Consider the following 20,214-nt stretch of genomic DNA (forward strand, 5'->3'; position numbering starts at 1 on the left):
TGCATATATAGCTGTTTTTCTACGTTGAGAAGCTTTTAAAACGTCTTTGCAAACAAACCTTAGTTTTTATTGGTAAATAAAAGAGAGGTCTTAGAAAGACTTCTAAGACCTCTTAAGATGTGTGTTCAATTAATTTTTAGAAATAGTTGCTGCCATTGCCAGCATAGCTGCTGTTAAATCTTGTTCATCATTATCATGAATTGTTAACTTTATAATAAGACCATCTTTTTCAAATACTACTCCGATTACTTTTTCAGTATCAAAGTCTACCATATAGCCTTCAATATTTTGTACATCTTTAAATACGGAAAGTTCTTCAGAAGATAATGCTACTGTTCCTCCAACTGCATTCATGTAGTCTTGCATAGATGTTTTTGCCGCATCATAGCTTGTTTCAGCAGTAGTAGTTGTTTCAATACGCATAAATACTTCGTCATCTTCATTTGATACTAGCATGTCTTTGCCAGGTTCTTCTTGAGAAAGAGTAAATCCAGGTAGTTGTTGAATTTTATAGCCCTGAGTTACACTTTTAGATTCAGTTGCATTTTCCTTTTTGTCGACACCTTTTTGTACGTAATTTACTTCTTGTTGAGGTTTCGATTGAACATCTGTTTGTGCATCATCTGATGTAGGCGTTTCTTGCGCGTCATCGCCTGCAGATTCACTATCAGTTGGTTTTTCCTCAGTCGCTGTGTTTGCTGGTTCATTTTGTGCAGCATCTGATTGTTCTGTCTTATCAGAGGTATTGCACCCCACTACTAAAACAGCTGTTAGTAATAATGCAAGCATTGTAATTAATTTTTTTTGCATGAAAAGCCCTCCCTTTCTATATTAAACGCTAATAAAAGATAAAATGTTTCCAATTTTTTTTGTTATGATGTTAAAGGTAACACTAAAAACAATAATAAAACAAAAACAACATGGGCTACAATAACTAAAGGCATACTCTTGCGCCATTCATAGATAAAGCCCCAAATAAGGCTTGTTGCAAGAGCTGCAATTATACCAAGCTTAAAACCGCTAAATGCAATCGAAATGGCACATAAAATGGCTGTTACAATAACTGCTAAAACAGGGCGCATAAAACGTTTTAATTGTTGTTGTACGTAGCCGCGCCAAAATAGTTCTTCACCAATGGCTACAATGAAAACAAGTAAAATATAGTGCCATATATTTTGTGGACCGTAAACTGTTAAAAACTTTTGCACGGATCCTACTAGCCGATCATTTATAAATGGTGCGAGCCAATAACCAAAACGTATAATGCCATATGTGATTGTACCGTATCCAATGCCGAAAATCAGAAACTTCCATGTAGGCAATTGATCTTCGATTGTACCTGAAAGAATAGCAATCGCTATACATACAAGCAGGGTAAATGCATACAAGTACCAAAATACAGCAGGATTAGCAAATGTAAAAGCAAGCATGCCATAAACGAATAATAAAGAAAGGAGAAGTATTATTGTTTGTTTCGAATTTGTAAGCATAATTCGACCTCCATACTTTAATTTTACCAAAAAAATAGTCCCTTATCATCTATAAAGACAAAAAGGGACTATTCAGAATATTAAGCTTCACTTGCGTATAAGATTTTGTACCGTTTATGGTTGACGACCGTTTTTTCTTCAATTTCAAGGGAATCAAAATTCTCCATATATGTTAGATCAACGATCACCGAATTTTCATTTACTTTTTCAACAATGCCTTGCAAACCATTTTTAAACTCGATAATATTTCCAACTTCAGCTATTTTCACAGACAGTCAGCTCCTTCATCGACTAATAATATACAGTTTGCATGAAAAAAAGGGAAACGTAAAGCCTTTTTTGAATAATTCATAATTTATTACACAAAATAAAGTAAGAGAAAGGATTGGAAAAAATGGAACAATATGAAACGATGCTTAAACAATTACAAAAAGGAGAAATTCAAAGTATCGAAATCCATAAAGAACAATTTTATGATTTTCGAGAAGTTTTAGTAAAACACCCATTATTTAAACATTTTAGAGGTGAAGCAAAGCAAAATGGGATTATCATCTACACTTATTTGGAAATTCCTAGAAGCTAATTTTGTCGAACATTGTCGGAACATAATGCTGTAAGAAATGAAATATAAATGTATAATAATGGTATGATTATTTGTATGTTGGAGGGTTGTATGAATGGTCAATCTACTCTTGAAACAAATGGAACAAACTCGTGAGATGATGATTCGCTCTGGTGTGGAAAACGGGTTACAGAATGCAAAAACCATTCAACTGAGTCGCAGATTAGATCAGTTAATGAATACTTATTATAGACAGACAACATTAGAAGAAGAAGATCAGGATGATTTGTTTCAGTATTCAGAGTAAAAAATTTTAGATTAGATGATTAAAAGTGAATGTACTGGGGAATAATAATATTGAACACAGCAACATTCTCATTTCCCCCTTTAGAGCAGTGATTCCCATCACCTGCTCTCTTTTTTTTTACTTATTCGGTATATATGCAAGACATACAAACTTTAGTACAAGTATTAAGAAGAGTTTGAATTATTGAACTGATTCAACTACACTAAGTACACATAATAAAACGTACTACTATTCCTAAAACCTTAGCCAATATGTAATGGGTAAAGGAATAATCGTATTGTCTTATTTTGTGAGTAAATTTATTGTGAGCGGATGGCGCGACTCGGTGCTTGTCTGAGAAAAGCGTCAGCCTTTAGCGTAATATTGATTCAAGTAAAGGAGTAATTACATATGGGAAAAGAGCGTATTGCATTTATCGGTACAGGTGTTATGGGTGCTAGTATTGTTAAACACTTATTGCAAAATGGCCATGAGGTGACGGTTTATACCCGCACAAAAGAAAAAGCAGAGCCCTTAATCGCTTTAGGAGCAAGTTGGGCTAGCTCCCCAGCAGAGGCTTTTAAAGATAAGGATATAGCGCTAACGATGGTTGGTTATCCAGCAGATGTGGAGGAAGTTTACTTCGGTGAAAATGGTTTGTTCCAAACTGCTGAGGCAGGCAATATTGTTATTGATATGACAACATCTGAACCAACTTTAGCGAAGAAAATATATGCCCATGCACAGACATTAGGGGTAGAAGCATTAGATGCACCCGTATCTGGTGGAGATGTTGGGGCGCAAAATGGTACCCTGTCCATTATGGTAGGTGGTGACCAAATGACCTTTAATCGAGCTGTTCCAGTGTTGCAGCAATTTGGTGCAAATATCGTGTATCAGGGAGAAGCAGGTGCAGGACAGCATGCAAAAATGTGCAATCAAATTGTCATTGCATCTGGCATGATTGGTGTATGTGAGTCACTTGCGTATGGCTTAAAAGCTGGACTCGATTTATCTACTGTATTACAATCCATCTCTTCTGGTGCGGCAGGTTCTTGGTCTTTAAGTAATTTAGCACCACGTATGATTAAAGAAGACTATGCGCCAGGTTTTTATATTAAGCATTTCGTGAAGGATATGAAAATCGCTTTAGATGAATCAAAGAAAATGGGTATTTCTTTACCAGGGCTAGCATTAGCATATGAAATGTATGAAAAGCTAATTGAAGCAGGCTATGGTGAGAATGGTACGCAGGCTCTGCTAACGTATTATAAATAGTCCGCAATAGGGGAAAGTGTTAGATTGAGTAATCATCAATCTAACACTTTTTTTGCTATGTTGTTTGTTTGAGTGCTTGACTCCACTTTTTTCCGAGTGAAACCGCCACAAAAGATCTTTGAATCGCTCCAAAAATAGGAGAAACCGCCACAAAATATCCGTGAATCGCTCGTAAACCTTTGAAAAGCATCCTCCATAGCATAGACAATTCTCTACTCTTTATTAAAAAGTTGAGAATCTAATGAGAAGCTAGAAGCTCCTGCAAGAGCAAAGTAAAGTGCTATCGCACCTAAAGCTAAATCCAACTCATAACCAGCTAAACCATTAGCGCCGATAAAACCAATGCTAAGTTTTGCTGTAAAGATAGCAACAATCATTGTAATGGTCAGTAAAGCACCAAAGATTCTTGTTGCGAAACCTAAAATAATAGCAGCTCCACCAACTAATTCAATAATCGCAACGACATACGCCATAAAGCCTGGAATACCGATACTATCAAAGAAATCAGCCGTATAGCTGATGCCGCCTTGGAATTTTTGGAAACCATGCACGGCAAAAATAAAGCCGAGAACGACACGTAAAATAGTTGAACCAATATTTTGCATAATATAATAACTCCTTTTCTTTAACTTACATTTCGTAACTTAGTTTATTTTTAAAAATTAATTTTGTCAAGTAACTAAGTGCATTTTTCGAACAGATTTTTAAAAAATGTTATACTCTTTAGTAGAACCTAGTAAAAAAGGAGGATAGTAAATTGAATCAAAAAAACATGTGTCCGCGATTTGAAAAAGCGCTTATGCTATTGAACCATCGTTGGAATACGTTACTTATTTATCAGTTACTTGATGGTCCACAGCGATATTCCACCATTAAAAATCAGTTGAGTATTAGCAGTCGTGTGTTAACAGAGCGATTAAAGGAGTTAGAAAGCGAGGAAATCGTGTTGCGTACCGTAATTCCATCTACTCCAGTCGTTATTGAATATGAACTTACAGAAAAAGGATATGCAATTACTCCTGTGCTAAAAGCTATTGAAGAATGGTCTAGTAAATGGATAACGATTGCTGAGGAATGATAAGAAAGATATTCAAGCGAGGGGTCTTGAATATCTTTTTTATTTTTGACCAATGGAGGTAAGGGGAGAACCAATCTAAGGCCAATTGGCAGTTATGTTTCACTAGAATTACTGATATATTGTAAATAATATTAATTTTCTTTTAAAAAAGGTATTTTTTATTATAGAGAGAAATTAATTGATTATTATAGAGATTGGAGGGAGGGTTTTATGAAGAAGGGGACAACGATAGACGTACAACATCGAAATCAGTTAGCCATATATTTATCTTTGCCAATACTATCATGGGCATTTTACGATTTTGCTAATACGATATTTTCGTCAAATATTAATACAATATTTTTTCCATTTTATATGGATGAAGCTTTAGGTACGAATGAGGTAATGCAACAGGTAGCAAGTACATTTATTTCGTATGCCAATGCTATAGCCAGTTTTTTCTTAGTAGTCTTTTCACCACTTTTTGGTGTTTGGATTGACCAAACTGGCTATAAAAAGAGATTTATAGTTTGGTTTGCATCAATATCTATTCTATTTACCTTTATGATGGGGATTTTTGCAAATTTACAGACGACAATCAATTACTCAGGTGTACCTCTTAGCTTATTTTTAGTTGTTGCAAGTTTTGTGATAGCGAAGTTTTTCTTTAATTCGAGTCTCGTATTCTATGATTCGATGATGAGTGATTTAGGAACAAAAGAAGAAATGCCTCTTATTTCCGGTTATGGTGTAGCAATTGGTTATTTAGGCACACTTTTTGGATTGCTTGTTTATTTATATGTAGGAAGCAGTGATTTCCATCGCGCTTTTATACCAACAGCGATTTTGTATTTATTATTTTCATTGCCTTTATTTTTCATTAATAAAGATACACCAATACCGAAAGAGCAGCGGAAGACGACTCATTTTTTGGAAGGCTATAAGGAAATTATTAGTACATTTAAGGATATGAAGCAGTATAAGGCAATCTTTACTTTTATGATTGCATACTTTTTTTTAAATGACGCGATTGCCACGACAATTGCGATGATGGCCGTTTATGCCACAACCATTGTCGGGTTTACTTCAGGTCAATTTATCATCCTATATTTAGTATCCACCGTATCGACAATTATTGGCTCACTCGCATTTGGCTATATTACAAAAGCAATTGGAGCGAAGAAAGCGATTACCATTGTTGCTGTAATTATGATAATCGCTTTAACATTTGCTGTCTTTGCAACCGAGCAATGGATGTTTTGGATTGCAGGTAGTATGTTTGGTATTTCACTAGGTTCGATGTGGGTGACATCCAGAACATATATTATTGCGCTATCCCCAGATAACAAGAGAGGCCAGTTCTTTGGCTTATTTGCTTTTTCTGGAAAAGTCTCGTCAATAATAGGTCCAGCAGTTTATGGAACGGTCACATTATGGATGAAGGATTATGGTACTTTAGCAAGTCGAGTAGCATTATCAACATTAATATTAATGACGGTACTTGGTCTATTGGTGCATCTAAAAGTTAATGATAAAAATGGAAATACCAAGTAGGAGAATTGTATCGCCTATGATACAATTGAATTATAAATTGATGTTGAAATAGAAAGGAGCGGGGTTGCTTTGGAACATAAGGGCATATTATTAGAAAGTGGCACAAATGAGCTAGAAATCGTTGAATTTGAAGTAGCTAACAATAAATTTGGTATTAATGTTATTAAAGTAAAAGAGATTATTCAACCTATTCCAGTAACATTTATTCCACACGCGCACCCGCATGTAGAGGGAATTATTCAATTAAGAGGCGAGGTATTACCGGTAGTAGATATGCTACGAGTACTAGGAATACAAAGCGCAGAACGTAATCCGCAACAAAAATATATTGTTGCTGAGTTTAATAAACAACGAGTTGTTTTCCATGTCGATAATGTGACACAAATTCACCGTATTTCATGGGATCAAATCGAAAAGCCTTCTGATATGTATCAGGGTGGGACTTCACAAGTAATCGGTGTTATTAAGCAAAATGAGCAAATGATTTTATTGCTAGATTTTGAGAAAATCATGGTTGATATTAACCCTGAATCGGGTATTAATGTAGAGTCCGTGAAAAAGCTTGGTAAACGTGAACGTTCTGAAAAACGCATTTTAATTGCTGAAGATTCACCATTATTACGTAAATTATTATTTGATACGATGAAGGAAGCCGGTTATGAGAATGTAGAGTTCTTTGAAAATGGTCGTGATGCTTATGAATATTTAGAATCATTAGCGAAAAGTGGCAATAATGTTACAGAGCACATTCAATTAGTTGTAACTGATATTGAAATGCCACAAATGGATGGTCATCATCTTACACGAAAAATTAAAGAGCATCCTGATTTACAAAAGTTGCCGGTCATTATTTTCTCTAGTTTAATTACTGATGATCTTCGCCATAAAGGTGATCAAGTAGGTGCTGAGGACCAAATTAGTAAGCCTGAAATTGCCGAACTAATTTTACGTGTCGATCAACTTATTTTATAAAGCTAGCGAAAAAGGAACTTCACAATACTAATAATTGGTATCCTGAAATATAATACAAACGAAAGTCGGATACCTTTTTGGTTCCGACTTTTTTTGTATAATGAGGGTGCTTTTAACACAAAATAATAAGACCACCTATTGTCCTGTGAAGGAAGTGAATTATTTGGATGAATTAAAAACGGCCATTATTGATATCGGCTCGAATACAATACGATTGGTACTCTATCAGTATGATAATGAAGAAGGTCTTCGAGAGCTCGGGAATATTAAAACGGTTGCGCGTTTACGTACATATTTGCAACCGTCAGGAGCCATGTCTGAAGAAGGTATTCGAGTACTAACAGAAACGTTGTTAACATTTAAAGCAATGCTAGATGATTTTGAAATTTTTGATGTGAAAGCAGCTGCAACAGCGGCCATTCGTCAAGCGACGAATAGAGATCAGATTATTGCTTTAATGAAGGAGAAAACGGGCGTACAGATTGAGCTTTTATCTGAAGAGGAAGAGGCGTATTTCGGTTATGTTGCTGTAGCCCATTCGATTGGTACTCTATCTGCTGTAACGATTGACATGGGTGGAGGTAGTACAGAAATAACATTATTTAAAAATAAGGAACTAGTGGAATCATTTAGTTTTCCTTTTGGGACGGTGTCATTAAAGCAACGTTTCGTAAAGGGTGACATTATGAATAGTGGTGAAAAGAAAGAACTGGTTGCATTTGTTAAGGAGCAGTTCAAATCACTACCTTGGATTCAACAAGTTGGATTACCGATTATTGCAATTGGGGGCAGTGCGAGAAATATCGCGCAAGTTCATCAGCAACGACAACAATATCCTATTGCGAGTGTGCATGGCTATGAAATATCTAAAGAAGATTTAGATCAGCTTAGTGCGTTTTTAGGAAATTTAAGTTTCCAAGAACTAAAACATTTGGATGGGTTATCAACGGATCGTGCTGATATTATTGTACCCGCATTAGAAGTGTTCCGCGTACTTATGGAAATTGTAGGTAGTGAGGTCTTCCAGTTAACGAAAAAAGGTTTACGGGAAGGGCTTATCATCCATCGTATTTTACAAGAAGATGAAGATGCTTTTGACAAATACAATGTCTTTGAGGGAAACGCTAGAAAATTAGCTCGACAATATGGACGTTCAGAGGTAGAAGTTGATTATTTAATGCATTTAGCAGATCAACTTTATCGTGGGTGTTGCCATTTGAATTATTTACAATTTGATGAAAATGATTTGCAGTTGCTAAGAAAGGCCGCAAAGATTTTTAATATTGGGGAATATATTGAGTTAAGCTCCGCAAGTCAACATACGTTTTACTTAATCGCCAATCAATCAATTGACGGTTTGAATCATAAAGAGCGTCTAAAATTAGCACTTTTAGCTTCATATAAAAATAAGGATTATTTTGAACGATTTGCAGCTCCCTTTATCGAATGGATGAGTCGTGAAGAATATCGTAAAATGCGCGAATTTGGCACGTTGTTAAAATTTGTCTATGCATTAAATGTTTCAAAAAGAAATATTGTACATGCGATTGAAATGCAACCTTTTGACAATTATGTTCAGCTTAACGTATACGTCAAAAAAAATGCTGCTGCTGAAAAATATCAAGCAAATCGGCATAAGAAACATCTAGAACGTGCTCTAAAGATACCAATAAAAGTAAACTTCATTGAAGAAGGGTGGAACCAAGATGACAACCGAAGTAACAAATAATCGATTACATGAAGAAGAATTTTCAGAACCACATAGCCGACTGCTCGAGGAAATAGCAAAGCCCCAATATTATAATAACCGCGAACTAAGCTGGTTAGCGTTTAATGAGCGTGTCTTAGAAGAAGCAGAGGATATCAATAATCCTCTGCTAGAACGTCTGAAGTTTTTGGCGATTTTTAGCTCCAATTTAGATGAATTTTTCATGGTGCGTGTGGCAGGACTTCAGGACCAAGTGCGTGCAGGGTTCCATAAGGCTGAGAATAAGTCAGGCTTAACACCGAAAGAGCAATTAGCGAAAATTGCTGAACGTACGCAAGCTTTAGTGCGCAGACAAACAGAAGTATATCGTCACTTAATCTACGATTTACTACCACAGCACAATGTACATATTGCAGACATGAAAGATTTAAATAGTACGCAAAAGGCGTTTATCAATGAAATGTTTGCTGAAACTATTTTCCCAGTTTTAACACCTGTAGCAGTAGATGCTTATCGACCATTTCCAACCTTGCTTGGTAAAACTTTAAATATACTTGTTCTATTGGAACAAGATGAGACAGATTTAGAAAGCCGTGAAAAGGTTGCCATAGTGCAAGTACCATCTGTTTTGGATCGCTATATTAAAGTGCCTTCTGCTGAGGGCGAGACAGTGATTGTTCTACTTGAAGATGTTATTGTCGCTCATATCGAAAAGCTTTTCTATGGCTACAGTGTGAAATCGGCACAGGCTTTCCGTCTAACACGTAATGCAGATTTAACGATTCATGAGGAAGGTGCCCGTGATTTACTGGTAGAAATTGAGAAAGAGCTTAAAAAACGTAAATGGGGTGTCGGCAGCCGTCTAGAAGTACGTGTAGGGGAAATGAATGATGAGGTACTTGCATACTTACTAGAAGAATTTGAAATCGAAGAGACAGATGTTTTTCATATCGACGGTCCGCTCGATTTAACCTTTATGTTCTCATTTGTAAAAGGTATAGCTGTTGGACGGGAGCATTTAGAGTACGAAAGCTTTATTCCACAGCCACCATTAGATTTACAGTCAGATGAAAATATTTTTGAGAAAGCATTGCAACAAGACATTTTTTTCCATCATCCATATGAGTCATTTGCACCGATAGTGGACTTTATTTCAGAGGCTGCGGTGAATCCAAATGTACTTGCTATCAAGCAAACCTTATATCGAGTTAGTGGGAATTCTCCAATAATACAAGCATTAAAACTCGCAGCTGAAAACGGTAAACAAGTGACTGTTTTAGTAGAGTTAAAAGCGCGTTTTGATGAAGAAAATAATGTGCATTGGGCAAAACAACTAGAACAAGCAGGTTGTCTTGTTATTTATGGTATGAATAATTTAAAAACGCATTCCAAAATAACATTAGTTGTAAGTCGTCGTAATGGCAAGATTGAACGTTTTGTTCATCTTGGAACAGGAAATTATAACGATGCAACTGCAAAAATTTATACAGATATGGGCATCATAACATCAGACAAGGAATTTGGAATTGATGCCACGAACTTTTTTAATTATTTAAGCGGCTATACGGAAAAACCTACATTTAATCATTTAGTCGTCGCACCATTTGATATTCGCGATGAATTTATCCGTTTAATGGATGAGGAAATAAGCTGTCATAAGAAATACGGAAATGGATTTATTCGTGCCAAAATGAATTCATTGACGGATAAGGATTTAATGATGAAGCTTTACGAAGCATCTATTGCTGGTGTAAAAGTCGAGCTTATTATACGGGGAATTTGCTGCATACGCCCAGGTATTCCAGGCATTAGCGAAAATATAACCGTTACAAGTATTGTTGGCAGATTCCTTGAACATTCACGCATCTATTGGTTCCATCATAATGGTGAGAATAAGGTGTACTTATCCTCAGCAGATATGATGACCCGTAATATGATTAAAAGAGTTGAAATTCTTTTCCCTGTCTATTCAATTGAAGCAAAAGCTCGTATTATGGATATTATGAACAAACAACTTGAGGATACAGCAAAGGCTCGTATCCAAGATTCCAATGGGAAATATCATTACAAAGAATTTGATCGCAGCGAAGACCCTATTAATAGTCAGGAAATTTTCTTAAAGGATGCTCTAAAGCCTACGCTAGATGAGGAATAAATAATAAGCGTCTTAGACGACTAGAGTAAACACGCTACCTAGAGAGGGATATAATGAAAAAATATAGAAAGAATGTAGCGCAATTCACAAACTATCGACAGTTGGCACTGCTTAATCCGTTCGATGCAGTAGTATGCTTAAAACAAGCTGATGATGGGGATTTTGAAATCGTTTATTATAACGACAAACTACCATTAGCTATAGCGTTGCAGGATGAGAAAGCAACGACAGCAAAGCAATTTTTTAACAAGCAATGTTGGCAACAATTATGGAAGATCATACAACAGGAATTTAACATTGCTCGTAAGGTTGCGCTTTATTCAGAGACTGAGCAAATGCAAAAATCGTTTGCCGTAAGTGTACAGCAAATAGAGTCATCTATAATAGCTGTTATTTTACGTGAGGAACAGCGTGATACGAAGCCTTATTTGCAATTTGTTGAACAACATGTATGTCCAATAGTAACGACTGATTTACAAGGTCGTATTGTTCATCAAAATGTTACCGCTACGTCTTTATTGTCGAGAGAACATCACAGCCTTATAGGACTTGATATTTTTTCATTATTAGAGTGTAACTATGTAAACGAAGTCCAATTATTATTTGCTAAAACGATTGAAGGCGCTACATTGGATATGCCAAAATGTTTATTCAAGGGTAACCTACTAAGTAATGAACCATTTTATTTGCGTACACATCCAACATATTTTAATGGTGAAATAATTGGGGTACATTTTTTCGTTAGAGACGCGAACTTATTTAAGAGTTATCATGATTCCTTTTACTATTTAGCCTTAACGGATGAATTGACGGGTATTTGGAATCGAAAAGCGATAAAAGAGCATTGGCTACAACATTTGAATGATAAGAAAAGTGAACATCAGCAAGCAACCATTATTTTAGTCGATATTGATCGCTTTAAAAAATTTAATGAGTCCCTTGGTGAAAGTAAGGGTGACGAACTTATGCGAATGTTTTGTCATAGGCTTCGTGAACTTTGTTACGCGCAATGTGCGCTCTATCGCTATAATAGTGATGAATTTATTTTTATTTTGAAAGATGCAACTATAGACAAAATCGAGCATTTAGCGAATGCCATTTTAGATTCGCTAAAACAGCCATTTATGATTGATGAACAGGAATATTTTATTAGTGTTTCTATTGGTATTGCTTTAAGCCCAGCAGATGGTAAGGATTTGGAGACCCTCGTAAGAAAGGCTGATCAAGCTTTATTCTCTGCTAAAGAGCACGGACGTTCACATTACCGCTATTATCGTGAAGATATGACAAATGTTTTTCCAAATGAGGCATTGATGGAGGCACATTTAAGACGTGCTATTGAATTTAATGAACTAAGTATTCATCTACAACCACAGATGAATTTAGACGATAATAGCATTAATAGCTTTGAGGCGTTATTACGATGGAATAATCGTAAATTTGGCTTTGTATCCCCGGCACAGTTTATACCGATTGCTGAAGCAACAGGCTTAATTGTAGAAATTGGTGATTGGATTATTAATGAAGTTTGTCGCTATCAAAAAGAATGGCGTGCCAAGGGCTATCGTCCAGTAAGAATCGCCATCAATATATCGCCCAAACAATTTAGAAAAGAAAACTTTGCTCGTAAAATTAAAGCAACCTTGAAAAAATATAATGTAGCGCCACATTTAATTGAAGTGGAAATTACCGAAAGCTCTATGACGAATGTGCATGAAACATTTTCAATCTTAACGGAGTTAAAGCAGCTAGGTGTTTATGTGTCGGTAGATGATTTTGGTACGGGTTATTCTTCACTTAGCTATTTGAAACGCTATCCCATCGATATCATTAAAATTGACCAATCGTTTATTGCCGATATCGAAAAGGATGATAAAAATGAGGCAATAATTAAAGCCATCATTTCGATGTCTCATAATTTAGGTCTTGAAGTGATTGCAGAAGGAATAGAGGAGCCATCACAAGTAGCGTTTTTAAAGCGTCATCGCTGTCAAAAAGGACAAGGATACTTATATAATAAACCATTACCTGTTGAAACGATTGTGGCCCAATATTTTGTAGGATAATAAAGCAAGTTATCGCGAAGCAGAGTGTTTATCGCATGGTAGAAATACTTGAGCAGAGCGGAGCGAATACCCGCGAAACGGAGTGAAATACCCGCGGAGCCGAGCGAGATACCCGCGAAACGGAGTGGAATACCCGCGGAGCATAGTGAAATAGACAAAAGGGCATCAAGAAATTATTTTCTTGATGCCTTTACTATTGCTCTGGGAAGCAAATTAACTTATCTCTTTAATCCGTTTAAAACAACTGTTGTAAAATGTGCCATCTGCGCAACTAAATCAAATTCCTCGTTATGAATTAACCAATCATAAACATTGGCTCTCATGCAACGCTGTATAATTTGTTGCATCTGTACCGCTTGTAAATCGTTAACAAACTCTCCTTGTTGAATACCCTCATCAATATAAGTGTTAATAATTTGAAAGATTTTACGCTGAGGACTAATTAAATAATGATTTTGTTCTACTTGATTCGTCATGGCAGCCGTATATACGGTTCTCAATAAATCTTTGCCAACAACATTTGTTAAATACAACATTTGCTCCTTGTAAAGCAAAAGAATTTTCTCACTTGCTGACAATGATTGATCAATTTTTTTTTCGACAGTACTGTAAAAGCTATCAAGCTCCTCAAATTTTTCCAAAATAACATCGTATTTGGATGGGAAATGGGTATAGAAAGTGCCCTTGGACACTTTACATGCTTTCGTAATTTGTTCCACAGATACATGTTCAAATCCATGTTTATTAAATAAATCTAAAGAAGTTTTCAGTAATTTTTCTCGAGTTTCTAATGCCTTTTTTTGGCGAGTAGTTAACGAATTCATGCCCATCTGCCTCCGTAATTAAAATATCCTATAATAATAATTGCAACATTTATTCAGAAAATAGAAAATTTTTTGATTGACGAGTGATATTATGTTTGTTTATGATTTAAATGACCACAGTCAATGACCGCGGTCATTAAGAGTATCTCGTTATTAATGTTACGATAAAAACGTAAAGTTGGCTAGTGTATCCATTAGCTTATTTACGCAATTCATGGGGAATGGGGGAGCTCAAATGAAAGAGAAGTTAGGTTTTATCGGCTTAGGCAATATGGGGTTACCAATGTCCATTAACTTACTTCGTGCAGGTTATGAAGTGTATGGCTTTGACACGAACAAGAAAGCAATGGAGCAATTCATTGCAGAAGGTGGTATTGGTTTAGCAACATTACAAGCAGTTGTAAAGCAAAGCGAAGTAATTATGACCAGCTTGCCAACACCACAAGTTGTTGAACATGTTTACACATCAGAAGAAGGGATTTTGCAACATGCTAATCAAGGAAGTCTACTAATAGACTTTAGCACTGTAAACCCTGAATTAAATGATTCGTTACATAAAAAGGCGCAATCATTAGGGTTACGTTATTTAGGAGCTCCGGTAAGTGGAGGTGTTATTGGTGCTATCAATGCCACGTTAACAATTATGATTGGTGGAGAAGAAAAGGATTACCAAAGTGGCGTTGGAATTTTCGAAATAGTAGGAAAAAATATTTTCCATCTTGGCACATCCCCGAGTGTAGGGACACGTATTAAATTACTCAACAATTTAATGATTGGCTTTTATACGCAGGCAGTTGCAGAAACGATTGTACTTGGAGAAAGCATGGGTGTGTCAGCAGATACGCTTTATGAAGTATTAAGTAATAGTTATGGTCAAAGTCGTATTTACGAGCGTAATTATTTAGAATACATGAAAAATGAAAATTATGAACCTGGCTTTTCTACAAATCTATTACTAAAAGATTTGCGATTAGCAAAAAATATGGCTGATGAAGCAGGTGTGCCCCTTCTTATTGGTGAACAACTGGTCAGTCTTTACAATGATATATCAGCAAAAGGCTTTGGTGAAAACGACATGTCTGCTGCTTATTTAAGTCTCAAGGAAAAGTGCATGATTAAACAAAATTAAAGGAGGAAAACAGTTATGACAACAGCACAAGGAGTAAAAACATTAACACATTTTATTGGTGGGGAAATGATTGAGGGAAAAAGTGGTCGTTACGGTTCAGTTTATAACCCTACAACAGGTGATGTCATTGCAAAAGTACCGCTAGCAACAGTAGAAGAGACACGTGAGGCAATTGTCAAAGCACAGGCTGCCTTTCCAAAATGGCGTGATACTTCAGTAGCTAAGCGTGCGGAGATAGTTTTAAAATTTCGCAATCTAGTGACAGATAATATGGAACAATTATTACAAATTATTTGTACGGAAAGTGGTAAAACGATTGATGATGCGAGAGGTGAAATTACACGAGGCTTAGAATCCGTTGATTTAGCAATTGGGGCTCCTCATTTGGTAAAAGGCGAATACTCTGTAAACGTTGGTGGTCAAATTAATGCCTACTCTGCTAAATATCCGCTCGGTGTGGTAGCGGCAATTTCGCCATTTAACTTCCCTATTATGGTGCCATTAGCGCAAACGAGTATGGCGATTGCTGTAGGGAACGCAGTTGTTTTAAAGGCTTCAGAGAGAGTACCAATGACCGCATTATATGTAAGTGAATTATGGAAAAAAGCTGGTTTACCAGATGGCATTTGGACAGTCGTAAATGGCGATAAGGATGCGGTTAATGAGCTTTTAGAAAACCCAATTGTGCAAGCGATTTCATTTGTAGGTTCTACGCCTGTCGCTAAGTACATTTATGAAACTGGTTCAAAATATGGGAAACGTGTCACTGCTTTAGGTGGTGGAAAAAATAATATGGTCGTAATGCCTGATGCAGACCTAGAGCAAGTGGCAAATGCATTTATTGGGGCGGCCTATGGAGCAGCTTCTCAGCGTTGTATGGCCATTTCAACAATCATGCCAGTGGGCGAAGAAACGGCAGATCGTTTAGTAGCCATCTTAAAAGAAAAAATTGCAGCATTAAAAGTAGGGTCTTATACGGAGAAAGATACAGATTTTGGACCGGTTATTTCACAGCAATCAAAAGAAGCGATTCTTGCTGCAATTAATAAAGGAGAAGCAGAAGGGGCGACTGTTGTTTGTGATGGACGTGAGCTAGCGATTGTCAACGAATCAAAAGGCTTCTTTGTCGGCCCTACATTATTAGATCATGTAACACCGGGAATGGAAATTTATGAGCAAGAAGTATTTGGTCCTGCTCGAAATGTAGTGCGTGTTGGTTCGTTAGAGGAGGCAATACAACTAATTAACGAGCATGAGCTTGGCAATGGTGTCACAATCTTTACCAATGATGGACTTGCAGCACGTAAATTTACTACAGAAATTGATGTGGGAATGGTAGGGGTGAATGTACCAATTCCTATTCCAGTTGGTTACCATAACTTTGCTGGATTCAAAGGCTCTCGATTTGGAGAAGGGCATATGTTTGGCCCAGATCAGGCACGTTTCTTTACAAAAACAAAAACAATATCAGAGCGTTGGGTGACGAATAATACTGCAACAGCATCTACATTTGCATTTCCAAGTAACAACGATTAATGACATAGCAAGCCTTAATGTATGTTAAAGACCACAGGCGGACGCTACAAAAGCAATCGGTGCTAGTTAGCAGATAGTGTCCGTCTGTAGCCTAAACATATCGAGTACTTAAATGATGTTACAGAACGTTTTAAGAAGTAATGGAAGTCAAAAAGACTAAGCACAGAAACGATAGATAATGAAGGTATACAGGCACGCCATATAGCAATATAAGATGTAACTCTATAGCACTTTCTAAAAGATAGGTGGGATGTGGATGTTAGCGTATATTGGGCTTTTTGGAAGTTTAGCACTACTAGTTTATTTAACAATGAGGGGTGTCAATTTACTAATTTCAGCACCATTAACTGCTTTAATTGCAGCTTTAACAAATGGTCTTGCTTTCTTCCCGCAAACTGCAAATGACAATCAAGCTAATTTCTTAACGAGTTATATGGATGGATTTACGGGCTTTGTTGGTTCTTGGTATTTAATGTTCATGGCAGGAGCCATTTTTGGCAAGGTAATGGAAGATACAGGTGCTGCTGATAGTGTTTCGAAATGGATTGTTGAAAAAATTGGGGTGAAGTATGCTACATATGCCGTAGTATTGGCAGCAGCTGTACTAACATATGGTGGTGTTTCCGTATTTATCGTAGCCTTCTCTGTTTATCCGATGGCGATTAGTTTATTTAAACAGGCGAATTTTCCAAGGCGCTTTATTCCTGCGGCACTTGGTTTAGGTTCTGTAACGTTTACAATGACGTCAGCAGGCTCACCAGAAATTCAAAACTGGATTCCAATTCCCTATTTGGGAACAACGCCATATGCAGGTTGGCAGGTGAGTATTGTCGTTGCATTATTTATGGCGATTGGTGGAGCACTATGGTTGAATTGGATGATTAAACGTGCAATGAAAAAAGGAGAGGTATTTATCGAACGTTCAACAGATCCTGTCGTTGACGAAACGCGTAAATTACCTAGTCCAATATTAAGTTTAGTCCCATTAGTAGTCGTTTTATTGATTTCGTTTATCTTCCATGATTCTCTTGGCACATCAGCTCTAATTGTTGCGTTAACGAGCGGTTGTATTATGGCGTATTTAGTAAGCTATAAATATTCAAAATCAGTTAGTGCAACGTTAGCTGCAGGTGCAATGGGCGCTGTTGTAGCTATTGCAAATACTGCAGCAGTTGTAGGCTTTGGGGGCGTTGTAAAAGCTACACCATCATTTGTAGCAACTGTCGATGTGATGACAAATATCCCTGGCAATCCACTGATAGGGGGAGCTGTTGCAATCGCAGTTATAGCCGGTTTAACAGGTTCAGCTTCAGGTGGTCAAACAATTGCTATGCCACTATTAGCTCCTCACTATATTGATATGGGCGTTAATACGGAAGCATTGCACCGCACAATAGCGATTGCATCTGGCTCGCTCGATTCTTTACCACATGGTGGTTATGTAGTGACGACAATCAATTCTGTATGTAATGAAAAACATAAGGATGCCTATTTGCCTTTCGGTGCTTTAACCGTTGTTATACCGATTATTGGGACTGTTGTGGCGATAGTATTATTCTCACTCGGAATGTAGGAGGGATGGAAATTTATGAAAGGCAGAACAGTATTTATAACGGGTGCTGCTCGTGGAATTGGCCTATCTATTGCTCAAGCATTTGCCGAGCAAGGAGCGAATGTTGTCATTTCAGATATAAATGAGCAACAATTAGCTGAAGTGGTAGCACAAAATCCACAATTAACAGCCTATACATGTGATGTCACGGATGAACAAGCCATTAGTGAGGCAATTGCTTTCACAGTTAGTAAATTTAATAGCATTGATATTTTGATTAATAACGCAGGATTTCAACATGTATCTTATATCGAGGATTTCCCGACTGAAATCTTTGAACAAATGCAAAAAGTAATGCTTGTCGCGCCATTTATTACGATGAAATATGCCTTGCCCCATATGAAGAAAAATAAATTTGGTCGCATTCTAAATATGGCGTCTATAAACGGTGTTATTGGATTTGCTGGTAAAGCCGGCTACAACGCAGCGAAGCATGGCTTAATAGGGTTAACAAAAGTCGCTGCACTTGAAGTAGCCAATGACGGTATTACGGTTAATGCCATCTGTCCAGGATATGTGGATACAGCATTAGTTCGTAATCAATTTACAGATTTAGCAAAGACACGAGGGATTCAAGTAGAAGAAGTGTTGGAGCAGGTGCTATATCCACTTGTCCCACAAAAGCGCTTGCTTGATGTTTCAGAAATTACAGGGCTTGCACTTTATTTAGCAAGTGATGTGGCCAAAGGTTTAACAGGTCAGGCGATTGTATTAGATGGCGGTTATACTGCCCAATAATAAAGGAGCGATGCGTTATGATTCAAACAAAAACTACTTTCACAGTAAATTCTCCTGCGACGATTGTTTATGGAAAAGATGCATTCGAAGAAGTAGGCGTATATGCCAAAAAACTAGGTTCGAAGGCACTTATCGTTAGCGATCCAATCATGGATGGATTAGGGTTTGTTAATCAGTGTAAGGCATTATTAACAGCGAATGGTTTGGAAGCGGTTTCATATTTAGGTGTAACAACTGAGCCAGTGGATACGTATGTAGCACAAGGTCTTAGTATTTTGCAAACAGAACAGTGTGATCTTATCATTTCTGTTGGGGGTGGAAGTTGTATCGATACAGCCAAAGCCATTGCTGTTGTAGCAACAAATGGTGGTTATATCGGCGATTATATGAAACTAGTGAAAATCGCCGAGCAATCACCAATCCCACATATAGCTGTTCCAACAACAGCAGGCACAGGCTCTGAAGCAACAGATGCTACAGTGATTACCAACACGACGAATGATGTGAAAATGATGATAAAACAACCAGCTTTTATGCCACCAATTGCCATTGTCGATCCGATGCTAACAGTAACCTCTCCACCAGCCATTACAGCGGCGACGGGTATTGATGCATTAAGCCACGCAATTGAAAGCTATTTGTCTCGTTTAGCACATCCTTATTCGAATGTGCTTGCGTTGTCAGCGATGGACTTAATTATTAATAATATTTTGAAGGTCTACGAGCAAGGGGACGATATTGATGCGCGCGAGGCGATGTCTTTAGGCTCCATGCAGGCAGGACTGTCTTTTTCCAATGCATCAGTTGCTTTAGTACATGGTATGTCACGTCCTATCGGTGCACTTTTTCATGTGCCTCATGGTATTTCCAATGCGATGTTACTACCAGCGGTATTAGAATTTACCAAGGATGCATGCGTGGAACGCCTAGCAGATATCGGAAAATTTTTTAACACAAATGGACAGTATAGTACCCATGAGGAACTAGCGACTTTGGCTATCGACTCAATAAAAGAATTATGCAAAAAGATGAATATTGGCAATTTACAGCAATGGGGTATTGAGGAGGATGCATTTTATGCGGCGATTCCGAAAATGGCAATCGATGCAATGGCAAGTGGTAGTCCTGCAAATAACCCTAAAGTGCCAACACAGGATGAGTTAATGGAGCTGTACAAGATTGCTTATCATTATGAGTTTTAAATAGTATGAGACAGAGTGCCTTCCTTTAAGCAAAAGAGGAAGGCG

The 20,214-nt window shown here is 37.1% G+C and carries 19 protein-coding genes; 14 read left to right on the forward strand and 5 right to left on the reverse strand.

All coding sequences use genetic code 11. From position 1 onward, the window contains the following. Positions 1-129 precede the first annotated feature (129 nt). The 3 genes from MKY08_RS03560 to MKY08_RS03570 all read right to left on the reverse strand — a co-directional run bounded on the left by MKY08_RS03560 (position 130) and on the right by MKY08_RS03570 (position 1,759). Complete coding sequence (locus MKY08_RS03560) at positions 130-810, reverse strand: hypothetical protein (protein WP_069510448.1); 681 nt, start codon at positions 808-810, stop codon at positions 130-132. A gap of 62 nt (positions 811-872) precedes the next feature. Beyond that, the gene (locus MKY08_RS03565) at positions 873-1,490 is read right to left on the reverse strand and encodes a type II CAAX endopeptidase family protein (RefSeq protein ID WP_069510446.1); all 618 of its coding nucleotides are present in this window, start codon (positions 1,488-1,490) and stop codon (positions 873-875) included. An 80-nt stretch (positions 1,491-1,570) separates the two neighbouring features. After that, the gene (locus tag MKY08_RS03570) at positions 1,571-1,759 is read right to left on the reverse strand and encodes a DUF2187 family protein (protein WP_024362262.1); all 189 of its coding nucleotides are present in this window, start codon (positions 1,757-1,759) and stop codon (positions 1,571-1,573) included. 125 nt (positions 1,760-1,884) lie between these two features. On the opposite strand from MKY08_RS03570, the gene MKY08_RS03575 reads away from it, so the two are divergent. The 3 genes from MKY08_RS03575 (at position 1,885) to MKY08_RS03585 (ending at position 3,616) form a co-directional block, all read left to right on the forward strand. Further along, positions 1,885-2,073, forward strand: a complete 189-nt coding sequence (locus MKY08_RS03575; RefSeq protein WP_069510789.1) for a hypothetical protein — start codon at positions 1,885-1,887, stop codon at positions 2,071-2,073. Positions 2,074-2,167: 94 nt separating this feature from the next. Further along, positions 2,168-2,359 carry an aspartyl-phosphate phosphatase Spo0E family protein gene (locus tag MKY08_RS03580; protein ID WP_024362260.1) on the forward strand — a complete coding sequence of 64 codons (192 nt, stop codon included), beginning with the start codon at positions 2,168-2,170 and terminating at the stop codon, positions 2,357-2,359. Between the two features lie 390 nt (positions 2,360-2,749). Further along, positions 2,750-3,616, forward strand: a complete 867-nt coding sequence (locus tag MKY08_RS03585) for an NAD(P)-dependent oxidoreductase (protein ID WP_069510445.1) — start codon at positions 2,750-2,752, stop codon at positions 3,614-3,616. 212 nt (positions 3,617-3,828) lie between these two features. On the opposite strand, the gene MKY08_RS03590 is transcribed toward MKY08_RS03585, so the two are convergent. Next, positions 3,829-4,221, reverse strand: a complete 393-nt coding sequence (locus MKY08_RS03590; RefSeq protein ID WP_069510443.1) for a DoxX family protein — start codon at positions 4,219-4,221, stop codon at positions 3,829-3,831. Positions 4,222-4,373: 152 nt separating this feature from the next. On the opposite strand from MKY08_RS03590, the gene MKY08_RS03595 reads away from it, so the two are divergent. The 6 genes from MKY08_RS03595 (at position 4,374) to MKY08_RS03620 (ending at position 13,128) form a co-directional block, all read left to right on the forward strand. Further along, the gene (locus MKY08_RS03595) at positions 4,374-4,694 is read left to right on the forward strand and encodes a helix-turn-helix domain-containing protein (RefSeq protein WP_069510441.1); all 321 of its coding nucleotides are present in this window, start codon (positions 4,374-4,376) and stop codon (positions 4,692-4,694) included. Positions 4,695-4,904: 210 nt separating this feature from the next. After that, positions 4,905-6,227 (forward strand): MFS transporter, encoded by a 1,323-nt coding sequence (locus MKY08_RS03600; protein ID WP_069510439.1) that lies wholly within the window; start codon positions 4,905-4,907, stop codon positions 6,225-6,227. Positions 6,228-6,296: 69 nt separating this feature from the next. Continuing rightward, positions 6,297-7,199 carry a chemotaxis protein gene (locus MKY08_RS03605; protein WP_069510437.1) on the forward strand — a complete coding sequence of 301 codons (903 nt, stop codon included), beginning with the start codon at positions 6,297-6,299 and terminating at the stop codon, positions 7,197-7,199. A 163-nt stretch (positions 7,200-7,362) separates the two neighbouring features. Beyond that, positions 7,363-8,928 carry a Ppx/GppA family phosphatase gene (locus MKY08_RS03610; protein WP_069510435.1) on the forward strand — a complete coding sequence of 522 codons (1,566 nt, stop codon included), beginning with the start codon at positions 7,363-7,365 and terminating at the stop codon, positions 8,926-8,928. Then, positions 8,906-11,062, forward strand: coding sequence for an RNA degradosome polyphosphate kinase (locus tag MKY08_RS03615; protein WP_069510433.1), 2,157 nt, complete (start codon positions 8,906-8,908; stop codon positions 11,060-11,062). Before MKY08_RS03610 ends, MKY08_RS03615 begins: the two co-directional genes overlap by 23 nt. Before the next feature lie 53 nt (positions 11,063-11,115). Then, entirely contained in the window at positions 11,116-13,128 is a 2,013-nt protein-coding gene (locus MKY08_RS03620) for an EAL domain-containing protein (RefSeq protein WP_069510431.1), read from the forward strand. Between the two features lie 218 nt (positions 13,129-13,346). Here MKY08_RS03620 and MKY08_RS03625 read toward each other — a convergent pair whose 3' ends face one another. Continuing rightward, positions 13,347-13,952, reverse strand: coding sequence for a TetR/AcrR family transcriptional regulator (locus MKY08_RS03625; protein WP_069510429.1), 606 nt, complete (start codon positions 13,950-13,952; stop codon positions 13,347-13,349). 235 nt (positions 13,953-14,187) lie between these two features. Between MKY08_RS03625 and MKY08_RS03630 the strand changes: the two genes are divergently transcribed. The 5 genes from MKY08_RS03630 to MKY08_RS03650 all read left to right on the forward strand — a co-directional run bounded on the left by MKY08_RS03630 (position 14,188) and on the right by MKY08_RS03650 (position 20,169). Beyond that, positions 14,188-15,081 carry an NAD(P)-dependent oxidoreductase gene (locus MKY08_RS03630; protein ID WP_069510427.1) on the forward strand — a complete coding sequence of 298 codons (894 nt, stop codon included), beginning with the start codon at positions 14,188-14,190 and terminating at the stop codon, positions 15,079-15,081. 15 nt (positions 15,082-15,096) lie between these two features. Beyond that, complete coding sequence (locus tag MKY08_RS03635; RefSeq protein ID WP_069510425.1) at positions 15,097-16,617, forward strand: CoA-acylating methylmalonate-semialdehyde dehydrogenase; 1,521 nt, start codon at positions 15,097-15,099, stop codon at positions 16,615-16,617. Positions 16,618-16,873: 256 nt separating this feature from the next. Continuing rightward, positions 16,874-18,190, forward strand: a complete 1,317-nt coding sequence (locus tag MKY08_RS03640) for an SLC13 family permease (protein ID WP_069510423.1) — start codon at positions 16,874-16,876, stop codon at positions 18,188-18,190. Between the two features lie 15 nt (positions 18,191-18,205). Continuing rightward, positions 18,206-18,967 (forward strand): 3-hydroxybutyrate dehydrogenase, encoded by a 762-nt coding sequence (locus MKY08_RS03645; protein ID WP_069510421.1) that lies wholly within the window; start codon positions 18,206-18,208, stop codon positions 18,965-18,967. Between the two features lie 17 nt (positions 18,968-18,984). Continuing rightward, positions 18,985-20,169, forward strand: coding sequence for an iron-containing alcohol dehydrogenase (locus MKY08_RS03650; protein ID WP_069510419.1), 1,185 nt, complete (start codon positions 18,985-18,987; stop codon positions 20,167-20,169). The last annotated feature ends 45 nt before the right edge of the window (positions 20,170-20,214 follow it).

The organism is Lysinibacillus sp. FSL M8-0337, from assembly GCF_038593855.1.
In the GTDB taxonomy this organism is placed as follows: domain Bacteria; phylum Bacillota; class Bacilli; order Bacillales_A; family Planococcaceae; genus Lysinibacillus; species Lysinibacillus sphaericus_D.